The following is a 21,097-nucleotide window of genomic DNA, read 5'->3' as shown; positions in this document are numbered from 1 at the left end:
AGCTACAGCTTCAAGGAGGGGCGCATGAAGGCGGGTGGCACATTGAGCGGCAAGAAGCTCGTGGCGGTGCTGGTGGCGATCGTCGCACTGGCGGCGCTGGCCTGGTGGGCCATCGGCTGGTGGCAGACCGGGCGCTTCCTGGAGGAGACCGACAACGCCTACGTGCGCACCGACAACGTCGCGCTGCGCGCCGAACTCTCGGCGCGTATCGCCGAGGTGATGGTGGACGACAACCAGCGAGTCGAGAAGGGCGATCTGCTGGTGCGCCTCGACGACGCCAGCTATCGCGATCGGCTCGCCCAGGCCGAGGCCCAGCAGGCGGTCGCGGCGGCGTCGCTCACCCAGGCGAAGCGCCAGTACGAGCTGCAGAAGGCCGCGATCGATCAGGCCCAGGCGCAGGTGCGGGCCGCCGAATCCGATGTCGAGCAGGCGCGCCAGCATCTGGCCCGCTCATCCAAGCTTGAGTCCCGCAACTACGCCTCGCAGCAGCAACGCGAGGACGATCAGGCCGCGCTGCGAGTCGCCGAAGCGACCCTCGCCGCACGCCGGGCCGCGGTGGTTTACGCACAGCGTCAGCTGGCGGTCGCCGAGTCCAGCATCGAGAGCGCGAGAGCCAATCGCGACGCCGCGGCGGCCGATCTGGCCTACGCCCGCCATCAGCTTGACAAGACCCGCATCATCGCCCCGCGCGACGGCGTGGTCGGCAACATCACCGCCGAGGCCGGCAGCCTGGCGCAGCCCTCGCTGACTCTGATGCAGCTGGTGCCGATCGAGTCGGCCTATGTCGCCGCCAACTACAAGGAGACCCAACTGGCGAGGATGCGCGTCGGCCAGAGCGTCGAGCTGCGCGTCGATGCCTACCCGGATATCGCCTTCGAGGGCGTGGTCGACAGCCTGGCGCCGGCCACCGGTACCGAGTTCAGCCTGCTGCCGCAGGACAACGCCACCGGCAATTTCAACAAGATCGTCCAGCGCGTGCCGGTCAAGATCCGCGTTACCGGCCCCGCGGAGGCGCTAGGGCGGTTGCGCGCCGGGCTGTCGGTGGTCCCCGAGGTCGACACCCGCGAGCTCGAGCCGCGCGATGACGCCCAGGTTGCCCGCGCGAGCGCCGAGAAGGGGTCCCGGGAACAGCCCGGATCATGAGCGAGGCGACCGCCACTTCAGCGGCGGGCGTCAGCGACATGCCGCCCTGGCCGCAGCGCCTCGGCTTCATCGCCGCGGTGTTCGGCATGTTCATGGCGATCCTCGACATCCAGATCGTCGCCAGTTCGCTCAACGAGATCCAGTCGGGGCTGTCGGCCAGCCAGGACCAGATCTCCTGGGTGCAGACGTCGTACCTGATCGCCGAGATCGTGATGATCCCGCTGTCGGGGATGCTGATGCGCATTCTCTCGACGCGGGTGGCGTTCACCCTGTCGTGCGCCGGTTTCACCCTGGCCAGCCTGGGCTGTGCGCTGGCCACCTCGATCGAGCAGCTGATCGTGCTGCGCGCCATCCAGGGCTTCATGGGCGGGGCGATGATCCCGATCACCCAGGCGGTGAGTTTCTCGATCTTCCCGCGTCGGGTGATGGGCGGCGTCCAGGCGGTGATCGGCATGGTGGTGACCATGGCGCCGTCGATCGGCCCCACGGTGGGCGGCTACATCACCGAGACGCTGAGCTGGCACTGGCTGTTCCTGGCCAACGTGATTCCCGGCGTGCTGGTGTGCTGGGCGGCGTGGACCTTTCTCGACATCGACAAGCCCAACCATGCCGTGGCCCGGCGCCTGGACCTCATCGGTCTGGTGTTGATCGCGGTATTCCTCGGCTCGCTGGAGTTCGTCCTCGAGGAGGGCCCGGGCGACGACTGGTTCGCCAGCGAGCGCATCGTGGCGTTCAGCGCGACCTGCGTGCTGGCCGGGGTGTGGTTCTTCGCCCGCACATTGCGCCACGACCATCCGATCGTCGACCTGCGCGCCTTCGCCAACCGCAACTTCGCGCTGGGCGCCGGGCTGGGCTTCGTCATCGGCATCGCGCTCTACGGGCTGGTCTACATCATGCCGCTGTTCTTCGGCTACGTGCGCGGTTACTCGAGCCTGCAGATCGGCCAGGTGATGTTCGTCACCGGGGTGACGATGTTCCTGTGCGCGCCGGTGGTCGGCCAGCTGTCCAACCGCGTCGATCTGCGCGTGCTGCTGTTCTGCGGGCTGTTGCTGGTCGGCACGGGCACCATGATGAACGCCAACCTCACCGTGGAGTCAGGCTTCTGGCAGTTCTTCGTGCCGCAGATCGTGCGCGGGATGGGGCTGATCATGTGCATCATCCCCGCGTCGCGGATCGCGCTGGGCACCCTGCCGGCCCACGAGGTGGGCAACGCCAGCGGACTGTTCAACGTGATGCGCAACCTGGGCGGCGCGGTGGGCCTGGCGCTGCTCGACACGGTGCGCGACGTGCGCGAGGACTTCCACTGGAACCAGCTGATCCCGGCCATCGACGCTGGCCGCGAGGTGGTGGTGGCGGAGATCGCCAAGTATCAGGCGCTGCTTGCCGGCCATGTCCCGGATAGCTACCAGGCCGCCGTCGCCATGCTGGCGCAGCGGGTCTCGCAGCAGGCCCAGGTGCTGGCCTTCAACGACATCTTTCTGTGGCTGGGGCTGATCTATGTGGCCAGCGTGCCCTTGGTGTTCCTGCTCAAGCGCATCGATGCCTGAGCCTGTCCGACACTGGCCGCGCTCGGCCATACGGCGTTAAAGATCATCTCAAGGTACTCCTTTACAACGATAAGCTCGTGCGCTGGCCCGGTCCGCCTTTTCGCTGATTTGCACCTTGCCTGACCATTGCTCGCCGGGCTTTCAGACATGACTTGGGGACAAGTTCCTCGCCGGATTTCTTTCCCAAAAGCTTGTCGGGCTTTAGCCCCGGCACCCCTCGTCAGTTCAACTGCAACGGCCCTGGATGATTGGCACACGATACGTTCATGGCGCATCCTGTGCGGCATGAACCCAACCTCATCCCCGACCGACGTCCTCGGTGACGCTCTCGCCCGGCTGCGCGCGACGCTGGCCGAGCGGCGTCATCGTGCGCTGCTGTGGCTCGATGGCCCACTGGATCGCGTGCTGGCGCGGGCATTGGCGATATGGCAGGGCGCCGACTGGTCCGCGCCGCTGTGGCTGGGGCCGGACAGCGAGGCGATCCGCGGCGCCGGCTTGCCACCGTTGCCGGCCCGCCTAGCGCGCTCCCGGCTGGGCGGCGAGCATGACCTGGTGATCATCGATGCGCTGTCGCCGGGCGCCGGCTTCGATCCCGATGCCTTCGGTGCGCTGGCCGGCACCGTGCGCGCCGGCGGCCTGCTGGTGCTGCTCACTCCCGAGGCGTGGCGCGACGGGGTGCCGGCCGCCGATGCCGACTACGCGCGGCTGGCCGCCTGGCCGCACCCGCCCGAGGCGCTGAGCGCGCGCAACCTGACGCGCATCGCCCGGCGCCTCGCAGCCTCGCCCTGGGTCCTGCACTGGCCGGCTGCGGCCTCTGCCCCCGAATTGACTCTGCCCGATGCGGTAATTCCCACGCCGCTGAGCGCCGCCGACGATTGCCTGACTCACGACCAGGCCGCCGCGGTGTGCCGTCTGACGCGCCTGCGCCGGCGCCGACCGCTGGTACTGAGCGCCGATCGCGGGCGCGGCAAAAGCAGCGCGCTGGGCATCGCCGCGGCGCGGCGCCTGCAGGCCGGCGAGCGCGAGATCTGGCTGACCGGGCCACGCGCCGCCGCGCTGGAAGCGGTGTTCGCACGGCTCGGCGAGGTCTTGCCGGAAGGGCGTCGCGAGGCCCACGCCTTTCATGCCGAGCTCGCCCATGGCCCGGCGACGGTGCGTTTGCTGGCGCCGGATGCGCTGAGCGAGGCTTTGGAGGGCCCGGGCATCGATCCACGCTCGCCGCCGACGCTGTTCGTCGACGAGGCCGCAGCGATACCCGCGCCGCTGCTGGGGCGCTGGCTGGCGGCCTTTCCGCGTATCGCCTTCGCCACCACCGTGCACGGTTACGAGGGCACCGGGCGCGGCTTCGAGCTGCGCTTTCGCGCGCGGCTGGACAGCGAGACGCCCGACTGGCGCGCCTGTCGGCTGGAACAGCCGGTGCGCTGGGGCGAGGGCGATCCGCTCGAGGCGCTGACCCGCGAGCTTTTACTGCTCGACGCCGAGCCCGCCGCCGACGCGACCGTCGCCACGCCACTCGACGCCCAGCCGCTCGTTTGTCGCGAGCTCGATCGCCAGGCGCTGGCCGACGACGAGGTCGGCCTCGGCGAGCTGTTCGGCTTGCTGGTCCAGGCCCACTACCGCACCACCCCCGGCGATCTGCGCCAGCTGCTCGACGGCCCCGAGCTGACGTTGATCGGCGCCTACGTCGGCGCGCACTGCGTGGGCGTATGTGTCGGCCAGCGCGAGGGCGGCTTTCCGCCGCCGCTGGCCGAGGCGATCCATCACGGCCAACGGCGTCCGCGCGGCCATCTGCTGGCCCAGTCGCTGGCCGCCCACGGCGGTTTCTACGCCGCCGCCGAGGCGCGCTGGTGCCGAGTGTTGCGCATCGCCGTGCACCCCGCCGCCCGCCGCCGTGGTATCGGCTCGGCGCTGATCGAACGGCTGGCGGCCCGCGCCCGCGCGGCCGGCGACGACTATCTGGGCACCAGTTTCGGCGCCGAACCGGGGCTGGTCGCCTTCTGGCGCGCCCAGCGGCTGGTCGCGCTGCGCCTGGGGCTGTCGCGGGAAGCCTCGAGCGGCGAGCATGCGCTGATGATGGCGCGGGCGCTGCGCCCAAAAGCGCAAGACGCGCTGCACGAGTGGCGGATGAGCTTTGCCACGCTGCTGCCCAGCCTGCTCGGTGCCGAGCTCGACGGACTCGACGCGGCGGTGGCCATGGCACTGCTTGATGAGGCGCTGCCGGCGACCGACGCGCCGCCGATGGATGCCGAGACACTGGCGCGGCTGGCCTGGTTCGCCGCCGGCGGCGGCGAACTGGCGCTGGTCCGGCCGTGGCTGGCGCGGGCCTGGCGGGCGGGGCGTGTCAGCGCGCCCGGGGCGCTGGCCGAGGCGGACTGGCTGGCGCTGGTCGCGCCACTATTCCAGGGACGCGAGCCCGCCGGGGCCAACCGCCCCCGGGGGGCGGCGGGCCGCAAGGTGCGGCAGGCGCACTGGCGCGGGCTGGCCGGACGGTTGCGCGCAGCGCTGGGCGGCGAGTGATGCGTCGAGCGCCCCGGGCATCATGATGTCAACGCCACAAGGCGTCAGCAATCGTCTCCGGCGTTGCAATTATTCGTCTGGTAGCATTCGCCAGTACAATGAGCGTCGATTGTTTTGCCAACTGCGGGATCTGCTCATGAACGACCATCTGGACAGCCTGACGCCGGCGCCGCTGTGGCGCCATTTTCGCACGCTGTGCAATACCCCGCGGCCCTCCGGCCACGAGGCCCAGCTCGCCCGCACGATCGTCGACTGGGCGAGTGCCCGGGGAATGAGTCACGATTTCGACGCCGCCGGCAATCTATTGATTCGCAAGCCGGCCTCGCCGGGCCGCGAAAAGGCGCCAGGCGTCGTGCTGCAGGGCCATCTGGACATGGTCGCCCAGGCCAACGCCGACCGGCCCCACGACTTCACCACGGACCCCATCGAGACCTATGTCGCCGATGGCTGGCTGCACGCCCGCGATACCACGCTGGGCGCCGACAACGGCATGGGCGTGGCGGCGGCGCTGGCGATCCTCGAGGACGACACGCTCGAGCACGGTCCGCTCGAGGCGCTGTTCACCGTCGAGGAGGAGTCGTCGATGGGCGGCGCGCTGAAGCTCGCCGAGGGTTGGCTCGAGGGCGATATCCTGCTCAACCTGGACTCCGAGGATCGCGGCCAGGTCTACATCGGCTGCGCCGGCGGCGCCGACGTGGTGGTCGAGGCCAACCTGCCGACCAGTGCGCTGCGCGACGACGAGCGGGTCTGGCGGCTGTCGCTGACCGGCCTGGCGGGAGGGCATTCGGGTATCGACATCGACAAGGGCCGGGGCAACGCCAACCGGTTGCTGGTGCGCGTGTTGCGCGCGCTGGAGCCGTGCGGTGCGCGGCTGATCGACTATCGCGGCGGTACGTTGCGCAACGCCCTGCCGCGCGAGGCGTTCGCCACCCTGGCGCTGGCCGCCGACGAGAGCGAGGCCGCGCAGGCGCGCCTCGCCGAACTGCAGGCGGAATTGGTCGCCGAGCTGGCGGGCGTCGACGAGGGCCTGACGCTGGCGCTTTCCATGGCGCCCGAAGCTGCGCCGGGCATGGCATCCGAAGCTGCGCCGGGCATGGCATCCGAAGAAACCATGCCTGCTGGCACTCAAGAGGCGCTGACCGCCACCGCCAGCCATATGCTCATCGCCGCGCTGCACGTCGCGCCGTACGGCGTGGAGCGCATGAGCGTCGAGGTACCCGGGGTGGTCGAGACTTCCAACAATCTCGGCGTGGTCTCGCTCGAATCGGGGCGCTTTCACCTCTGCGCGCTGGTGCGCTCGCTGCGCGACAGCGCCACGGCGGATATCGCCGATCGTTTTCGCGCGCTGTTCGGGCTGATCGGCGCCGAAACCCGGGTCGAGAACGCCTACCCGGGCTGGACGCCGGAGCCCGACAGCCCGCTGCTGACGCGCTTTCGCGAGCTGCATCAGCAAAAGCTGGGCGTCGATCCCGAGGTCAAGGTGATTCACGCCGGGCTCGAGTGCGGGATCCTCGGTGGCAAGTACCCGGCGCTCGAGATGATCTCGTTCGGCCCGCAGATTCGTGGCGCCCATTCGCCCGACGAACGGGTCGAGATCGATTCGGTCGAGGAGTTCTGGTTGCTGCTGCGCGCGCTGATCGAGGCGTTGGCCTCAGGGCGCGCGGCCTAGTGTCCGATCGAAGCGGATAGGCTATCGGTCGAGGCGCTTATCGTGCCATCGTCTGAATCCCTATCTGATAGAAATAGAGCGGTGGCCGCTCCAAGGCGTGCGTAATCCGGGAAGAGGTCTTATATCTTGAGCAGTTCTCGTACGATCAATGGCCTCCTCTTCATCGTGGTGTCAATCGCCGCGGCCGGCGTGGCGTGGTTGTATTTCGGCGAGCGGGCCGAATTGAACGTCGAGGCGTCCGTCAGCGAGCCGGTAACGGTGCTAGCACAGCGTACACGCCCGCAGCCGCTGGCGGATCGCATCCAGGCCCTGGGAACCGCCCGCGCAAACCAGGCGGTGGAGATTACGCCCGAGATTTCCGGCGTCATCGATACGCTGCCCTTCAAACCGGGCTTGACGGTTCAGGCCGGCGAAGTGCTGGCGACGCTGGAAGCCGCTGGCGTCAAGGCCAATCTCGAGGCCGCGCAGGCGAGAGCCGCGCAAAGCTCGAGTGACTATGAACGCCAACGCGAGCTGTTTGGTTCCAACATGGTATCGGAATCGCAGCTGCAGTTATCCGAGACCCAACTGCGCACCGATCGGGCGGGGGTCGCTGTGGCCGAGGCGGCGTTGGCCGATCATGTCATTCGCGCACCATTCGGCGGTCGCCTCGGGCTGCGCGAGGTGAGTGTGGGCAGCTTGGTGCAGCCGGGTACCGTGATCACCACGCTCGACGATCTGACCCCTGTCGAACTCGAATTCACCGTGCCGGGGGTATTCGTGGGCACGCTGGAGCCGGGGCAAATCCTCACCGCCCGCTCGGCGGCTTATCCGGATATCGAATTCAGCGGGACCGTGCAGAATGTGGCGACACGCGTCGATCCGGTGACACGCTCGGTACGGGTGCGCGCGGCGCTACCGAACACGAAGCGGTTGATCAAGCCCGGCATGCTGCTGACCGTGCGCCTCACGCGCGATACCAAGTCGGCGTTGATGATCCCCGAGCAGGCCGTGGTTACCCAGAACGATCGGCAGTTCGTGTTCGTGATCGAGGACGGCGTGGCCAGAAGACGCCAGGTGCAAACCGGCGCACGTCGACCGGGTCTGGTCGAGATTACCGATGGGCTGGCCCCTAACGAGTCGATCATCGTGGAGGGAACCCTGAAAGTGCGCGACGGCACGCCGGTGACGCGGGTCGACGGGCCACAAGGCGGTGCGTTCGAGCCGGCGGGGAACGCGCCATGATGCTATCGGACGTCTCGGTGCGCCGTCCGGTATTCGCCGCGGTCATCAGCCTGCTGCTGCTGATCGTGGGTCTGATGGCGCTGCGTCTTCTGCCGTTGCGCGAATATCCGGATATCAGCCGCGCGTTCGTCTCGGTCGATGTGGTTTACCAGGGGGCCTCGGCCCAGGTCGTCGAAACCCAGATCACCGATGTGCTCGAAGAGCAGCTCGCCGGCATAACCGGGCTCGAGGAGATGACCTCGACGAGCGTCGACGAGCAGGCCGAGATCAACATGGAGTTCAGCCTCGATACGGATATCGCCGAGGCGGCGAACGACGTGCGGACTCGGCTGGGTCGTATCCGCGACAATCTGCCGGATGGGGCCGAGGCGCCGTCGATTCGCACCGCGGACTCCGGTGCCGAGGAGGTGATGTCGCTGACGCTCACCAGCGATCGCTTGAGTCCGCTTGAGATCACCGACTATGTCGAGCGCTACCTGGTCAACCGGCTGAGCACGGTCGATGGCGTCTCGCAGGTGCAGCTTTCCGGCGAACGCCGCTACGCCATGCGGCTGTGGCTCGACCGGGAGGGGTTGGCGGCCCGCGAACTCACCGTGGAGGACGTGGCGCAAGCGCTGAATACGCAGAACGTGGAACTGCCGGCGGGCCGTCTGGAGTCCGAATCGCGCGAATTCACGCTGCGCACCCTCTCGGGATTCACCCAGGCGCAGGATTTCCGCGAACTGGTGATTGGCCGTGGACCCGACGGCAACCTGGTGCGTCTTGGCGAAGTGGCCGACGTGGAGCTGGGTTCGGAAAGCCAGCGCAGCCTGGCGCGTTCAAACGGTCAGGTGGCGGTAAGCCTGGGTATTACCCCACAGGCGCAGGCCAATCCGGTCGCGGTATCGAGCGAGGTGCGAGAGCGCCTGGGCCCCATCCGCTCGACCCTGCCCGAAGGCATGCGGCTCGATGTGACCTTCGACAGTGCCGAATTCATAAAAGCCTCGATTTATGAGGTCTACATCGCGCTGGGGGTTTCGCTGGCGATGGTATTGCTGACCATCTACGGCTTTCTCGGCACTCTGCGCGCCACGCTGATTCCGGCGGCGGTGGTACCGATCTCATTGTTGGCGGCGACCATCGCGATGGCCGCGCTGGGCTATTCGCTCAACGTGCTCACGCTGCTGGCGCTGGTGCTCGCCATCGGCCTGGTGGTGGACGATGCGATCGTGGTGCTGGAAAACATCTACCGGCGTATCGAAGAGGGCCAGTCGCCGTTGCTCGCGGCATTGGACGGCTCGCGCGAAATCGCCTTCGCGGTGATTGCCACCACGCTGGTGCTGGTGGCGGCGTTCGTGCCGATCTCCTACATGGGCGGCGATGTCGGTCGCCTATTCGCAGAGTTCGGCCTTACCGTGGCCGCCGCCGTCGCCTTCTCCGCCCTGGTGGCACTCACGTTGACGCCGATGATGACCTCGCGGCTGTTCAAGGGCCGCGCCAAGCGCAGCGGGTTCGCCCATTGGGTGGATGCGCGCTTTCGCCGCATTGGCCAACGCTACGCGGCGATGCTCAGGCGGGTGGTGGCGCATCCCTGGCGCATGCTGACGGTTGCCTTGCTGGTATTGCTGGCTGCCGGCGCACTGTTCCGGGCGCTGCCCAGCGCGTATACGCCGCCCCAGGACCGCGGCGTGATCCGCGCGTACATGGTCGGCCCGCAGGGCGCCACGCTCGAATACACCCGGCGTTATCTCGACCAGGTCGAAGCGGTATTGGCCGAGTATCGTGCCGCTGGCGTGGTCGATCATTACCTGAGCCGTATTCCCGGTTCCTACGACGGCAATGCCGTGAACACGGCTCGCCTGACGATCACCCTGGTGCCCTGGGATGAACGCACCCGCGATGCGGCAACGATCGCCGCCGATCTGCGCGAGCGCTTTAAGTCACTGGCCGGCGTCGAGGTGTCGGCCTATGCCCGCGGTGGGCTGGGCGGTGGCGGCGGCGATGGGGCCATGGAGATGATACTCGGCGGCCAGGATTACCAGAGCCTGTCGCGCGAGGCCGAGGACTTGATGGCGTATCTGGAGTCCCAGCCGGCTTTCGTCGATGTCGAAACCGAATATAACGAGCGCAAGCCGCAGATTCGCATCGCCATCGACCGCGACCGCGCCGCCGATCTGGGCGTATCGGTCGCCGCGGTGGGTCGCACGTTGCAGACGATGATGGGCGGGCAGAGCGTTACCACCTTCTCGCGCGGCGGGGAGGAGTACGACGTCATCGTTCAGGGCCGCAAGATCGATCGGCGCACGCCCACCGATCTGCGCAATCTGTATGTGCGCTCCGATACCTCCGGCGAACTGGTGCCGTTGGCGAGCGTCGTCGCGCTCGAAGAGACCGCCGGGGCCGACACACTGAGTCATTACAACCAGCTACGCGCCGTCGAGGTTTCCGCCGGTCTGGTACCCGGCTTTCCGCTGGGGCGGGCGATCGATATCGTCGATCAATACGCGCAGCAGCTTCCGCCCACCATTCAGCTCAACTACGATGGCGCGGCCGGCGATTTTCTAAAAGCCGGTGCCTCGCTCTACATCACGCTGGGACTCGCGCTGGCGATTGTCTATCTGGTGCTGGCGGCGAATTTCGAGAGCTTCCGGCAACCGCTGGTGATCATGACCACGGTGCCGCTGGCGCTGACCGGCGGGCTCATCGGGCTATGGCTTACCGGCATCACCATCAATATCTTCTCCCAGATCGGCGCCATCCTGCTGGTGGGGCTGGCGGCCAAGAACGGCGTGCTGATCGTCGAGTTCATCAATCAGTTGCGCGATCGGGGTCAGGCGTTCCACGACGCCATCGTCAATGCTGCCGGCATCCGTCTGCGCCCGGTATTGATGACCTCGCTGTCGGCCGCCGCCGGCGCAGTACCGCTGTTGCTGGCGACCGGCCCCGGTGCGGAAGCCCGGCGCGCCGTGGGTGTGGTGGTGTTTTTCGGGGTGCTCTTCGCGACGTTTCTGACGCTGTTCATCGTGCCGGCGGCCTACGCGCTATTGGCCCGCAACAGCCAATCGCCCGACCACGTGGCGCGGCGCATTCGCCGTGAGCGGCAGCAAGCGGAGACGCTGGCCCGGGGCCAGCCGCCTAGCGTTTTGTAGCCGGGCGCGTTCAGGCTTGCCTGGCGCGGCGTTCGCTGATGTCGGGGGCGCGGCGCACGGCTTCCAGGCCGGCACGGGATATCAGCCCTTCGCGATGGGCGTGTTCGGCCATGCGCACGCTGTCGCTGGCCAACACCAGGGTGCAGCCGTCGGCGGCGACTTCGTCGGCGAGCGCCTCGATCGCGGCGTCGCGCGAGGTACTGCGGCCGATCTTGCGGATGTAGATGGCGCGGATGCGCCCGGGGTATTCGCGCACGATGCGGGTGTAGGTTTCCGGATCGTGCTGGCCGCTGTCGCCGATCAGCACGAACGGCAGGGTGTCGTAGAGGCTGAGCATCTTCTCGATCATCTTGGCCTTGTGATCGACCGCCTTGCGCGGCAGCGGGCGCTGCAGGCTCAGCCCCCATTCGCGCAGGAACAGGATCGGGCCCACCGGGATGCGGTTGCGCTGGAAGAACGCCTCGAGAATTTCGTAGATGCTCCACGGCCCGCGCGAAACGTAGAGCAGCGGGCGCCGCCGCTGGCCGTCGGCGCCGGCGAACAGCGCCTGATAGAAGGGCGCCACGCCGGCAAAGGCGGTGCGCCGGTCGGCCTTCTCGAAGAACAGCCGATAGAACATCTTGAGCTTGTTGGCGACGCCGGTGTACATCACGGTATCGTCGATGTCGCTGATCACCGCCAGGTCGACCGCCGGCGGCGGGACATAGACCTCGGTCTTGCCGCTGATCGTGTGTTCGTCGTCGAGATACACGTCGAGCGTCGCCTGATGCCAGCTGCGGTCGTCGGGCAGCGGCCGATCCAGCGCCATGTGCACGTCGAAATAGCCGTCGCGATCGGTCTCCACGGTATGCCGGCTGCCGTCGATCTCGACGACTACCGTGGCCGCCTTGACGCCCCAGCGCACGCTACGCCGCAGCACGTCGAGCAGATCGCGAAGCAGCGTACCTTCACGCGCCGGCAACCCCAGGCTGGGTTGACGGAAGACCCGCCCCATCAGGTAGGCCTCGCGCGTCGAGCCGTAGCCGCGATAGGCCTGCACCACCACCCCGCCGCGTCCGCGATCGGATTTCATCGGTCGGGCGGCGAGTTTCAGCAGTTTGCGCAATGCCTGATAGGGCGTTCGAGGGCCGTGGGCCATGCGAGCTCCGGGTCGAGAAATGATGGGCGCTAACGTGCAAACGTCCGCCGCGCCGATGGCAGGGCGGACGTGAACAGGCGAGACAACGGCTCAGGCGTGCTGTTCGCTGTGACGCCCTTCGCCGATCTCCTCGATCAACTTGCTGCAGAACGCGTCGAGATCCGCCGGCTTGCGGCTGGTCACCAGCCCGCTGTCGACGACCACTTGCTCATCGACCCACTCGGCACCGGCGTTCTTGAGATCCTGGGCGAGGCTCGGGAACGAGGTCATGCGGCGGCCCTTGACGACACCGGCATTGATCAGCAGCCAGGGGCCGTGGCAGATCGCGCCGACCGGCTTGCCGGTTTCGAAGAAATGCCGGGCGAAGGCCTGGGCCTTCTCGTTGACGCGCAGGCTATCCGGGTTGAAAAGGCCGCCCGGCAGCACCAGGGCGTGGTAACTCGCGACATCGGCGTCGTCGAGCGCGACATCGACGTCGTAGGTGTCGCCCCAGTCGGTTTCCGCCCAGGCGCGGATCCCTTTCTTGTCCGGGGCGACGACATGCACGGTGATGCCCTGCGAATCGAGTTCCTTCTTGGGCACCGCGAGCTCCGATTCCTCGAACCCGTCGGTGGCGAGAATCGCAACGCGCTTTCCACTCAGCTTCTGGCTCATGGCTACCTCCTTGCGGCACAGTGAGCGGCACGGCATGAGGCCGTGCTTCAGAGACTTTCTGGGGATCATCGGCGACGATCACAAGGGCGATCGCCGGACGATGTCCCTTCAGCATAGGCAATGGCGCTAAGACGGCAATCGTCGCGCCGCCAGCGGCGGCATTCAGAAACGACGCCGCCGCCCCGTGGGGCGGCGGCGTGCAAGCGCTAACGAACGGTGCTCAGCCGAGATAGGCGTTAAGCATCCAGATGGTCTTTTCCTGCTCGCGGATATAGTCGCCGACCTGCGAGGCGGTGCCTTCGTCGTCGGCGTCGGCGGCCAGGCTGAGCAGCTCGCGCTGCAGTTCGATCAGCGTCTGATAGCCCTGGACGATGCCGCGCACGCAGGCCTCGCCCTGGTGAACGTCCTTGTCTTCCTGGATGGAGGCGATCTTGACGTAGTCGCTGTAGGCATGGACCGGCTGATGGCCCAGGGTCAGAATCCGCTCGGCGACTTCGTCGACCTTGGTCAGCAGGTCGTCATAGAGCTCCTCGAACTTGGTATGCAGCTCGAAGAACTGATGGCCCTTGACGTTCCAGTGGTAGCCGCGAACGTTCATGTAGAAGATCTGGTAGTTGGCCAGCAGCGTATTGAGCTTGTCGGCCAGTTCGTTGGCGCTGCTGTTGTGCAGGCCGATGGCGTTGGTATCGCTCATTAATGCCCCTCCATAAAACGGTTGTCCGATGGTAGCTGCCCACGGCGAACGCGGACAGCCATCGCGATGCATCGTCGAGATAGCGCTATCCTATTGATTTGGGGCATTCCCGCCACTTTCAAGGGGGCGATGAGACGCGTGGCTCTGGACGCGACAAGACCATCAGCCGGGCCACGGCTTCGGCGCGCTCGGCGAGCAGTTCACCACAGCGCGCCAAGGCCTCGTCGAGGCTCATCGGGCCGTCGGCCAGCGCCAATGCGGCACAGACGCCTTCGTCGTGGGCGGCCTGCCAGCCCTCGCCCAGCCGACCGGCGAGCACCACCGTGGGCACGCCGTGCGCGCGGGCGCGCCGGGCGATGCCGATCGGCGTCTTGCCGGCCAGGCTCTGGCCGTCGAGCTGACCCTCGCCGGTGATCACCAGGTCGCTGTCGGCGAGCGCTTTATCGAAGTTGGCCTGATCCATGACCAGCTCGATTCCCGGGCGCAGTTCGGCATTCAGCAGCGCGCGGGCGGCAAAGCCCATGCCGCCGGCAGCACCCGCCCCGGGATAGTCGCGCTCGTCGCGGCCCAGCGTGTCGGCGAGGCAGTCGGCGAAGTGGGCCAAGGCGCTGTCGAGGCGCTCGACCTCGGCCTCGCTGGCGCCCTTCTGGGGGCCGAACACGGCGCTCGCCCCACGCGGCCCGGTCAGCGGGTTATCGACGTCGACGGCGGTCTCGACCCGTAACCCGGCGAGGCGCGGGTCGAGCCCGGAAAGATCCAGGCTGGCCAGCTTGGCCAATGCCGCGCCGCCGGGGGCCAGCGGCCGGCCGGCGCGGTCCAGAAGGCTCGCGCCGAGCGCCGCGAGCATGCCCGATCCGGCATCGTTGGTGGCGCTGCCGCCCAGCGTCAGGATCAGCCGCTCGGCGCCGGCGTCGAGCGCGGCCAGAATCAACTCGCCGACCCCGCGGGTGGTGCTGGTCAGCGCGGTTCGCTCGTCACGCCCCAGGGCCTGCAGGCCGCTGGCCTCGGCGAGTTCCACGTAAGCGGTGCGGCTGGTCGCGTGCCAGCCCCAGGCCGCCTCGGCGGGCCGGCCCAACGCATCGTGGACGGTGGCGGTGCGCCGCTCGGCGCCGGTCGAGGCGAGCAGCGCATCGAGCGTGCCCTCGCCGCCGTCGCCCATCGGGCACTCCACCAGTTCGGCGTCGGGCAGCACCCGACGCAGGCCACGGGCGATCGCCGCCGCCGCCTCGCGGGCGCTCAGCGCGTCCTTGTAACTGTCGGGAGCAATCAGCACCTTCATGGCATTCCTCAGGTAGTAAGATCGAATGTCGAGTGAGCCCGGCGCGCCACGCAGGCTTTGCCAATATGCGCCAAGCCAGCGATAAAACAAAACCCATGGCGGTTCGTGGCGCCGCGGATATGCTTGAATGGTGGCCTGTCGGTTATCGGAGCGGGCCGGACGCATGCTGCTTTGGTCCTGTTTGGCGCGACCCGGCGAACGCCCGACAATAAGCCGCGCTACGCTTTAAGAATACCGATTTCCGCCGCTTTGGAGGCGCTCGCCATGACTAGTGGGCTTCGCGTATTGGCCGTTATCGTCAGCCTCGTTCTGGCCGGCTGTCAGTCAGGCCCCGGGCCATTGGCAGCGGGCGCCTCGGCCTCGCTGCCGGCGGCCTGCAGCTGGCCCCGGCGCTCCGAAGCGTCGGTACAAACCTGGGTGCGGGCGGGGATCGCCGAGCTCGAGGCGCGCGGTTTCGACATCCGCAACGCCGATCTGGCGCTGGGCGTGGTCAGCGCCGAGCGTCGTACCCGCCAACCGGGCAGGGGGGCCGTCGATCGCCCCTGGTACGACGGCATCTCCTTCTGGGGCGGCTCGCATCGCCGCGCGGCGAGCGGGTTCGGGCTGGGCTTCGGCGTCGGCGGAGGCTTCGACGATCCGGTACAGATCGAGCGCGTGTCGCTGGTCGTCGGCGACCAGACAATCAAGCTGACCCGCGACTCGAGCGTGATCGACGCCGGTGGCTACGTGCTCGATGCGCGTGCCTACAATCGCGACGCCTTCTGTCGCCAGGTCAGCGGTGCCATCGAGTCGCGCTTGCTGAACATGCCGGAGGCCTCATGAGACGCCTGGTGCCGGTAACGGTATTGCTGCTGATGCTGGCGACGTCGGTGACCGGTTGCGCCACGTCCCGCGTCGCCCCCAGCGAGCGACTGGCGGTGATGGACGCCACGCCGCGCCGGACGCTGGCCAGTGCCATCGACGAGCTGGTCGCGCGGGGTTTCGTGATCCGCCTGGCGAACGCCGAACTGGGGCGGGTCGACGCCGTGCTGGCGACTCGCTCGGGCTATGTGCTAACCCTCGTGGCCAGCCCGGCGACTGCCGGCACCCGTCTGGCCATCCAGGGGCGCCAGGGCGGTCAGCCGCTCGATCCGGCTCGCTTCGACCCGCTGCTGGCGGCGATCCAGGCGCGGCTCGCGACGGCCAGTCCTGCACCGTGAGTCCGGTTCGCCGACGCCGGTTGCGTCGCCTGGCGGCGCTGGCTGGCGGCTTTGCTACCGTTGCGCTGCTGTGGTGGGTCTGGCACTGGCAGTTCGACAATGCCCTGCGCGAGGCGCAGCGTCACGCCGATACCCGACTGGCGCTGTATACCAGCAGCCTCGAGGGTGCGCTCGAGCGTTTCGCCTACCTGCCCGATCTGTTGGCGCGCCAGCCGCTGATTCGCTCGGCGCTGGGCCGCCAGCCGCAGGATACTCTCAATGCAGCGATGATCCGGCGGATCAACGCGCACCTGGCGCGGGTCGCGGCAAGTTCCGGCGCCGAGGCGATCTATATGATGAACGCCCGGGGGCTGACCGTCGCGGCGAGCAATGCTGCCCGCGAGGACAGCTTCATCGGCCAGCGCTACGACTACCGGCCCTACTTTCGACAGGCCATGCGTGGCGGGCAGGGCGAATTCTTTGCCGTCGGCAGCACCACCGGCCGGCCGGGGTATTTTGTTTCGGCCCCGGTGACGGCCGGCGATGTCTCGGTCTCGGTAACGGCCGGCGAGACCGCATCTCGAGGAGCGTCCGCAGCGCCGCCGCTCGGGGTAGTCGCGGTCAAGGTCTCGCTGGAGTCGCTGCAGGCCGATTGGCGACAGGCCGGCGAGAAGGTGATGCTGAGCGATGCCAATGGCGTGGTGATTCTCTCCAGTCGCGCCGACTGGCGCTATCGCTACATGGGTGGACTGGACGCCGAGGCGCTGGGCGAGATCCGCGCCCAGCGCCAGTTCAACGGCACCGAACTGCGCGCGCTGGGCGAGCGGTTGGGCGATGGCTCGCTGTTGATCGACGGCAACGGCGTCGGCAAGCGCTTCTTCACCGTCACGGCGGACAGTACGGCTGGCGGCCTGGGCTGGCGAATGCATTATCTGGTGCCGGTACGCCCGTTGTATGCCAGGGCGCGCAATGCGGTGCTGGTCGCCGGGGCGCTGTGCCTGGCCTTGCTGCTGCTGGGACTCTGGCTGCGCGAGCGCCAGCAACGTCTGTGGCTGCGCGAGCGCGAGGCGCGGCTGATGCGCGACGCCAACGAGCGCCTGGAGAGCCGTGTCGAGGCGCGCACCCGCGAGCTGGAATCGGCCCAGGCCGAGCTGGTCCAGTCCGGCAAGCTGGCGGCGCTGGGCACCATGGCGGCGGGCATCGCCCATGAGCTCAACCAGCCGCTGGCCGGCATCCGCACCTATGCGGCGAGCGGCGCGCGGCTGCTCGAGCGCGGCCGGCCCGAGTCGGCGCAGGACAACTTCCAGCGCATCCAGGCGCTGTCCGAACGGCTCGCCACGCTGATCCGCCAACTCAAGCTGTTCGCCCGAAAGGGCGGCGCCCGCGAGCCGATCGACCTGCTAGCGCGGCTCGACTTCGTGCTCGAGCTGCTCGACGAGCGCATCGTGCGACAGGGGGTCGAGCTCGAGCTGCCCGAAAGCGTGCAGCCGGTCTGGGTGGCCGGCGACAGCGTGCGCATCGAACAGCTGCTCACCAACCTGCTGCGCAACGCCCTGGACGCCCTGCGCGAAGTCGCCGCGCCGCGACTGAGCGTGGACGTGGCGCTGAGCGACACGCGGGTGGTGCTGACGGTCGCCGACAACGGGTCGGGGATCGACGAGGCATTGATCGGGCAGCTCTTCGACCCGTTCTTCACCACCAAGGAGGTCGGCGACGGGCTGGGGCTCGGGCTGTTCATCGCCTACGGCATCGTGCAGGATCTCGCTGGACGCATCCGCGCCGAGAATCGCACTGGTGCGCAGAGCGGCGCGGTCTTCATCGTCGAATTGCCGCGTGCCTTCGAGACCCGACGCCGCCAACCCAGCGAGGAGGATTCCGTGACATGAGCGAACTGCCGGTCTGGCTGGTCGACGACGACCCCGGCGTGCGCGAGTCGCTGAGCCAGTGGTTCGAGCTCGGCGAGCTGGCGGTGAGGAGTTTTGCCAGCGGTGAGGCGGTGCTTGCCGCGCTCGATGCCGGCGAGCCCTGCGGGGCGCTGATCTCGGACGTCAAGATGCCCGGGCTCGATGGTCTGAGCCTGTTGCGCGCTGTCCAGGCGCTCGACGACGAGGTGCCGGTGCTGCTGATCACCGGGCATGGCGACGTGCCCATGGCGGTGGGTGCCATGCGCCAGGGCGCCTGGGACTTCATCGAGAAACCCTACGAGCCCGAGCGCCTCGAGGAGCAGGTGCGCCGCGCCCTCGAACGCCGCCGCCTGAGCCAGGAAAACCGCCGCTTGCGCCAGGCGCTGCGCCAGGGCGGGCTGGCTGCGCGGCTGATCGGCGAAGCGCCGGGCATGCAGCGGCTGCGCGACGAGCTCGCCAATCTCGCGCCGACTCGCGCCAATGTGCTGGTGTTCGGCGAGACCGGCAGCGGCAAGGAGGTGGTAGCGCGCTGTCTGCACGAATTTGGCCCCGGCCAGGCGGCGCCGTTCGTGGCGCTGAACTGCGGGGCGATCGCGCCGGAGCTGTTCGAGTCGGAACTGTTCGGCCACGAAAAGGGCGCCTTCACCGGCGCGCTCGAGACCCGGGTCGGCAAGCTCGAGCATGCCAGCGGCGGCACGCTGTTTCTCGACGAGATCGAGTCGATGCCGTTGACCGCCCAGGTCAAGCTGCTGCGCGCGTTGCAGGAGGGCGAAGTCACCCGGCTGGGCAGCAATCGGGTGATCGCGCTCGATCTGAGGGTGGTGGCGGCGAGCAAGAGCGACCTGCTGGCGCTGGCGAGCGAGAGGGCGTTCCGCGAGGACCTGTACTACCGGCTGGCGATCGCCGAGCTGACGATTCCGCCGCTGCGCGAACGCCGCGAGGACATTGCGTTGCTGTTCGCGCATTTCTGCCGCCAGGCCGCCGAGGTGCATCAGCGACCGCTGCGCGAAATGGACAGCGAGCTGTTCGCCGCGCTCAGCCGTCACGCCTGGCCAGGCAATTTGCGCGAGCTGCGCAACGCCGCCACCCGTCACACCCTGGGGCTGGATATCCCGCAACTGACGCCGCAGCCGGGCGACGTCCCACGCGAGGCGGCCGGCGGTTCGCTCAACGATCAGGTCGCGGCCTTCGAGGCCTCGCTGCTGCGCGCCGCGCTGGCGCGCCATCAGGGCAATATCCAGGCGGTGCTCGATGAACTGGACCTGCCGCGGCGCACTCTCAATCAGAAAATGCACAAGTACCGCCTGCGCCGTGACGCCTTCGTCTGAATACAGCTGTCTACGCCCTCCTAGCGGGTCTCGAGCGCGTTGATCAATGGCATGATCAGCCGGCAACGCGCGTCGAGTTCGCTCGTGGCATAAGGCTCGGGCGTGCCCACTCCCCACACCGGGCCCGGCCAGGCGGCGTCGTTGCGGTAGCGGACGATGACGTGGAAATGCAGCTGGGGTACCTGGTTGCCCAGGGTGGCCAGGTTGAGCTTGTCGCCGCCCAATGCGGCCTTGAACGCGCTGCCCAGTTGCGTCGCTTCTTGCCACAGCCGGGCCTGGTCGTCGGCGTCGAGATCGCCGACCTCGACGATCCCGGCGCGACGCGGTACCAGGATCAGCCAGGGGAAGCGGGCGTCGTTCATCAACAGCACCCGGCACAGCGCCAGGTCGACGATGACGTGGGTGTCGGCGGCCAGCCGCTCGTGCAGGGAGAAATCGTTCATGGCGAGCCTCGCTGGTTTCGGCATCGTATCGGCAATAAATTGCCGATATCGAAGTTGGTGTCGGCGTCTTGTTGCCGATCGGCGGTGGCCGCGATTGCGTAGGCGGCGGTTAATGCCTTGAATCGATGTCATTTTGGAACACTGGCAAGCGATTTGCAGGGGTTGTCGCGCCTCAACACAATAACTGCCAATTTCAGGAGAAAAGGCATGCACAAGCGTCAGTTCCTAAAGTCTGCATTGACCCTGGCCAGCGCCGCGGCATTGGGCATTTCCGCCTCGTCGGCCTTCGCGCAGGATGACTCCCGCCAGTATATCATGGGCACCGCGACCACCGGCGGCACCTACTATCCGGTGGGCGTGGCGCTGTCGACGCTGGTCAAGGTCAAGCTCGAGCCCAGCACCGGGATCTCGGTGTCGGCGATCAGTTCCGCCGGCTCCGGCGAGAACCTCAAGCTGATGGACGAGAATCAGGCCCAGTTCGGCATCCTGCAGGGCTTGTACGGCGCCTATGCCTGGAACGGCACCGGCCCGGTGCCCAAGGCGTACAAGAACCTGCGCAGCGTGTCGATGCTGTGGCAGAACGTCGAACACTTCGTGGTCAACAACGAAATGGCCGAGTCGGGCACCATCGCGGACATGACCAACCTGTACGGCGAGCCGTTCTCGATCGGCGCGCGCAACTCGGGCACCGAAGGCTCCGGGCGCTACATCCTCGGCCAGTTGGGCATCGAGCCGGACAAGATGGACATTGCCTACCTGGGCTACGGGCCCAGCGCCGACGCCCTGCAGAACGGCACCATCCAGGGCATGAACATTCCCGCCGGCGTGCCGGCCTCGGCGGTGACCCGGGCCTATGCCAACGCGGGCGAGGACATCACCACGCTGAACTTCACCGACGAGCAGCTCAAGCAGGTCAACAGCGAGTTCGACCTGTGGACGCCCTACGAGATACCGGCCGATACCTATCCCAACCAGTCCGAGCCGATCAACACCATCGCCCAGCCCAACATTCTGGCGGTGCGTGCCGATGTGCCGGCCGATGACGTCTATGCCATCACCAAGACGATGTACGAGAACCTGCCGTTCTTGCAGAACATTCACCCGGCGACCAAGGCCATGGCGCTGGAGAAGGCAATCGCCGGTCTGCCGATGCCGCTGCATGAAGGCGCGGCGCGTTACTTCAGGGAGCAGGGCCTGGAAATTCCCGAGCGCCTGCAGCCGGTCCCGGCCGAGTAAGCCTTTCCTTCCCGA

Annotated in this window: 16 protein-coding genes; 11 read left to right on the top strand and 5 right to left on the bottom strand. The window is 67.8% G+C overall.

Features of this window, described 5'->3' with window-relative positions:
* The first annotated feature begins 24 nt into the window (after positions 1-24).
* The 6 genes from K7I12_RS09655 (at position 25) to K7I12_RS09630 (ending at position 11,228) form a co-directional block, all read left to right on the top strand.
* Entirely contained in the window at positions 25-1,143 is a 1,119-nt protein-coding gene (locus K7I12_RS09655) for an HlyD family secretion protein (protein ID WP_231664019.1), read from the top strand.
* On the top strand, positions 1,140-2,690 hold the full coding sequence (locus K7I12_RS09650; RefSeq protein WP_231664018.1) for a DHA2 family efflux MFS transporter permease subunit: 1,551 nt from the start codon (positions 1,140-1,142) through the stop codon (positions 2,688-2,690). The genes K7I12_RS09655 and K7I12_RS09650 overlap by 4 nt, the downstream gene beginning before the upstream one ends.
* A gap of 285 nt (positions 2,691-2,975) precedes the next feature.
* Positions 2,976-5,207, top strand: coding sequence for a tRNA(Met) cytidine acetyltransferase TmcA (locus K7I12_RS09645; RefSeq protein ID WP_035575034.1), 2,232 nt, complete (start codon positions 2,976-2,978; stop codon positions 5,205-5,207).
* A 136-nt stretch (positions 5,208-5,343) separates the two neighbouring features.
* Positions 5,344-6,876 (top strand): aminoacyl-histidine dipeptidase, encoded by a 1,533-nt coding sequence (locus K7I12_RS09640; RefSeq protein ID WP_031382266.1) that lies wholly within the window; start codon positions 5,344-5,346, stop codon positions 6,874-6,876.
* A gap of 126 nt (positions 6,877-7,002) precedes the next feature.
* A complete protein-coding gene (locus tag K7I12_RS09635; RefSeq protein WP_231664017.1) occupies positions 7,003-8,100 on the top strand; it encodes an efflux RND transporter periplasmic adaptor subunit in 1,098 nt (365 codons plus the stop codon).
* Positions 8,097-11,228, top strand: a complete 3,132-nt coding sequence (locus K7I12_RS09630) for an efflux RND transporter permease subunit (protein ID WP_035575038.1) — start codon at positions 8,097-8,099, stop codon at positions 11,226-11,228. Before K7I12_RS09635 ends, K7I12_RS09630 begins: the two co-directional genes overlap by 4 nt.
* A gap of 10 nt (positions 11,229-11,238) precedes the next feature.
* Here the strand turns inward: K7I12_RS09630 and K7I12_RS09625 are convergent, their stop codons facing one another.
* The 4 genes from K7I12_RS09625 to K7I12_RS09610 all read right to left on the bottom strand — a co-directional run bounded on the left by K7I12_RS09625 (position 11,239) and on the right by K7I12_RS09610 (position 14,993).
* Entirely contained in the window at positions 11,239-12,366 is a 1,128-nt protein-coding gene (locus K7I12_RS09625) for an App1 family protein (RefSeq protein WP_031382269.1), read from the bottom strand.
* Positions 12,367-12,456: 90 nt separating this feature from the next.
* A complete protein-coding gene (locus tag K7I12_RS09620) occupies positions 12,457-13,020 on the bottom strand; it encodes a type 1 glutamine amidotransferase domain-containing protein (protein WP_031382270.1) in 564 nt (187 codons plus the stop codon).
* A gap of 220 nt (positions 13,021-13,240) precedes the next feature.
* On the bottom strand, positions 13,241-13,714 hold the full coding sequence (locus K7I12_RS09615; RefSeq protein ID WP_031382271.1) for a Dps family protein: 474 nt from the start codon (positions 13,712-13,714) through the stop codon (positions 13,241-13,243).
* 118 nt (positions 13,715-13,832) lie between these two features.
* The gene (locus tag K7I12_RS09610; protein WP_231664016.1) at positions 13,833-14,993 is read right to left on the bottom strand and encodes a glycerate kinase; all 1,161 of its coding nucleotides are present in this window, start codon (positions 14,991-14,993) and stop codon (positions 13,833-13,835) included.
* Between the two features lie 264 nt (positions 14,994-15,257).
* On the opposite strand from K7I12_RS09610, the gene K7I12_RS09605 reads away from it, so the two are divergent.
* Genes K7I12_RS09605 through K7I12_RS09590 form a run of 4 tightly spaced genes read left to right on the top strand, consistent with a single transcriptional unit; the run spans position 15,258 to position 19,403 of the window.
* Positions 15,258-15,815 (top strand): hypothetical protein, encoded by a 558-nt coding sequence (locus K7I12_RS09605; protein ID WP_150113064.1) that lies wholly within the window; start codon positions 15,258-15,260, stop codon positions 15,813-15,815.
* Positions 15,812-16,192 carry a hypothetical protein gene (locus tag K7I12_RS09600; protein ID WP_031382274.1) on the top strand — a complete coding sequence of 127 codons (381 nt, stop codon included), beginning with the start codon at positions 15,812-15,814 and terminating at the stop codon, positions 16,190-16,192. Before K7I12_RS09605 ends, K7I12_RS09600 begins: the two co-directional genes overlap by 4 nt.
* Entirely contained in the window at positions 16,189-18,057 is a 1,869-nt protein-coding gene (locus K7I12_RS09595) for a sensor histidine kinase (protein WP_231664015.1), read from the top strand. Before K7I12_RS09600 ends, K7I12_RS09595 begins: the two co-directional genes overlap by 4 nt.
* Positions 18,054-19,403, top strand: coding sequence for a sigma-54-dependent transcriptional regulator (locus tag K7I12_RS09590; RefSeq protein WP_231664014.1), 1,350 nt, complete (start codon positions 18,054-18,056; stop codon positions 19,401-19,403). Before K7I12_RS09595 ends, K7I12_RS09590 begins: the two co-directional genes overlap by 4 nt.
* Positions 19,404-19,423: 20 nt before the next feature.
* Here the strand turns inward: K7I12_RS09590 and K7I12_RS09585 are convergent, their stop codons facing one another.
* Positions 19,424-19,846, bottom strand: a complete 423-nt coding sequence (locus tag K7I12_RS09585; protein ID WP_231664013.1) for an HIT domain-containing protein — start codon at positions 19,844-19,846, stop codon at positions 19,424-19,426.
* Positions 19,847-20,053: 207 nt separating this feature from the next.
* Here K7I12_RS09585 and K7I12_RS09580 point away from each other — a divergent pair, with 207 nt between their 5' ends.
* Entirely contained in the window at positions 20,054-21,082 is a 1,029-nt protein-coding gene (locus K7I12_RS09580) for a TAXI family TRAP transporter solute-binding subunit (protein WP_031382278.1), read from the top strand.
* Positions 21,083-21,097 lie beyond the last annotated feature (15 nt).

Source organism: Halomonas sp. IOP_31 (genome assembly GCF_021151495.1).
GTDB lineage: Bacteria > Pseudomonadota > Gammaproteobacteria > Pseudomonadales > Halomonadaceae > Modicisalibacter > Modicisalibacter zincidurans.
The sequence above is the reverse complement of the archived record's forward strand: the minus strand, read 5'-3'. Positions and strand labels throughout refer to the sequence as shown.

Excerpts from the sequence above, each read along its gene's own strand:
- K7I12_RS09600 (WP_031382274.1), top strand. The coding sequence starts at position 15,812 with ATGAGACGCCTGGTGCCGGTAACGGTATTGCTGCTGATGCTGGCGACG.
- K7I12_RS09625 (WP_031382269.1), bottom strand. The coding sequence starts at position 12,366 with ATGGCCCACGGCCCTCGAACGCCCTATCAGGCATTGCGCAAACTGCTG.
- K7I12_RS09650 (WP_231664018.1), top strand. The coding sequence starts at position 1,140 with ATGAGCGAGGCGACCGCCACTTCAGCGGCGGGCGTCAGCGACATGCCG.
- K7I12_RS09610 (WP_231664016.1), bottom strand. The coding sequence starts at position 14,993 with ATGAAGGTGCTGATTGCTCCCGACAGTTACAAGGACGCGCTGAGCGCC.
- K7I12_RS09585 (WP_231664013.1), bottom strand. The coding sequence starts at position 19,846 with ATGAACGATTTCTCCCTGCACGAGCGGCTGGCCGCCGACACCCACGTC.
- K7I12_RS09655 (WP_231664019.1), top strand. The coding sequence starts at position 25 with ATGAAGGCGGGTGGCACATTGAGCGGCAAGAAGCTCGTGGCGGTGCTG.
- K7I12_RS09620 (WP_031382270.1), bottom strand. The coding sequence starts at position 13,020 with ATGAGCCAGAAGCTGAGTGGAAAGCGCGTTGCGATTCTCGCCACCGAC.
- K7I12_RS09630 (WP_035575038.1), top strand. The coding sequence starts at position 8,097 with ATGATGCTATCGGACGTCTCGGTGCGCCGTCCGGTATTCGCCGCGGTC.
- K7I12_RS09605 (WP_150113064.1), top strand. The coding sequence starts at position 15,258 with ATGACTAGTGGGCTTCGCGTATTGGCCGTTATCGTCAGCCTCGTTCTG.
- K7I12_RS09640 (WP_031382266.1), top strand. The coding sequence starts at position 5,344 with ATGAACGACCATCTGGACAGCCTGACGCCGGCGCCGCTGTGGCGCCAT.
- K7I12_RS09645 (WP_035575034.1), top strand. The coding sequence starts at position 2,976 with ATGAACCCAACCTCATCCCCGACCGACGTCCTCGGTGACGCTCTCGCC.
- K7I12_RS09590 (WP_231664014.1), top strand. The coding sequence starts at position 18,054 with ATGAGCGAACTGCCGGTCTGGCTGGTCGACGACGACCCCGGCGTGCGC.
- K7I12_RS09615 (WP_031382271.1), bottom strand. The coding sequence starts at position 13,714 with ATGAGCGATACCAACGCCATCGGCCTGCACAACAGCAGCGCCAACGAA.
- K7I12_RS09580 (WP_031382278.1), top strand. The coding sequence starts at position 20,054 with ATGCACAAGCGTCAGTTCCTAAAGTCTGCATTGACCCTGGCCAGCGCC.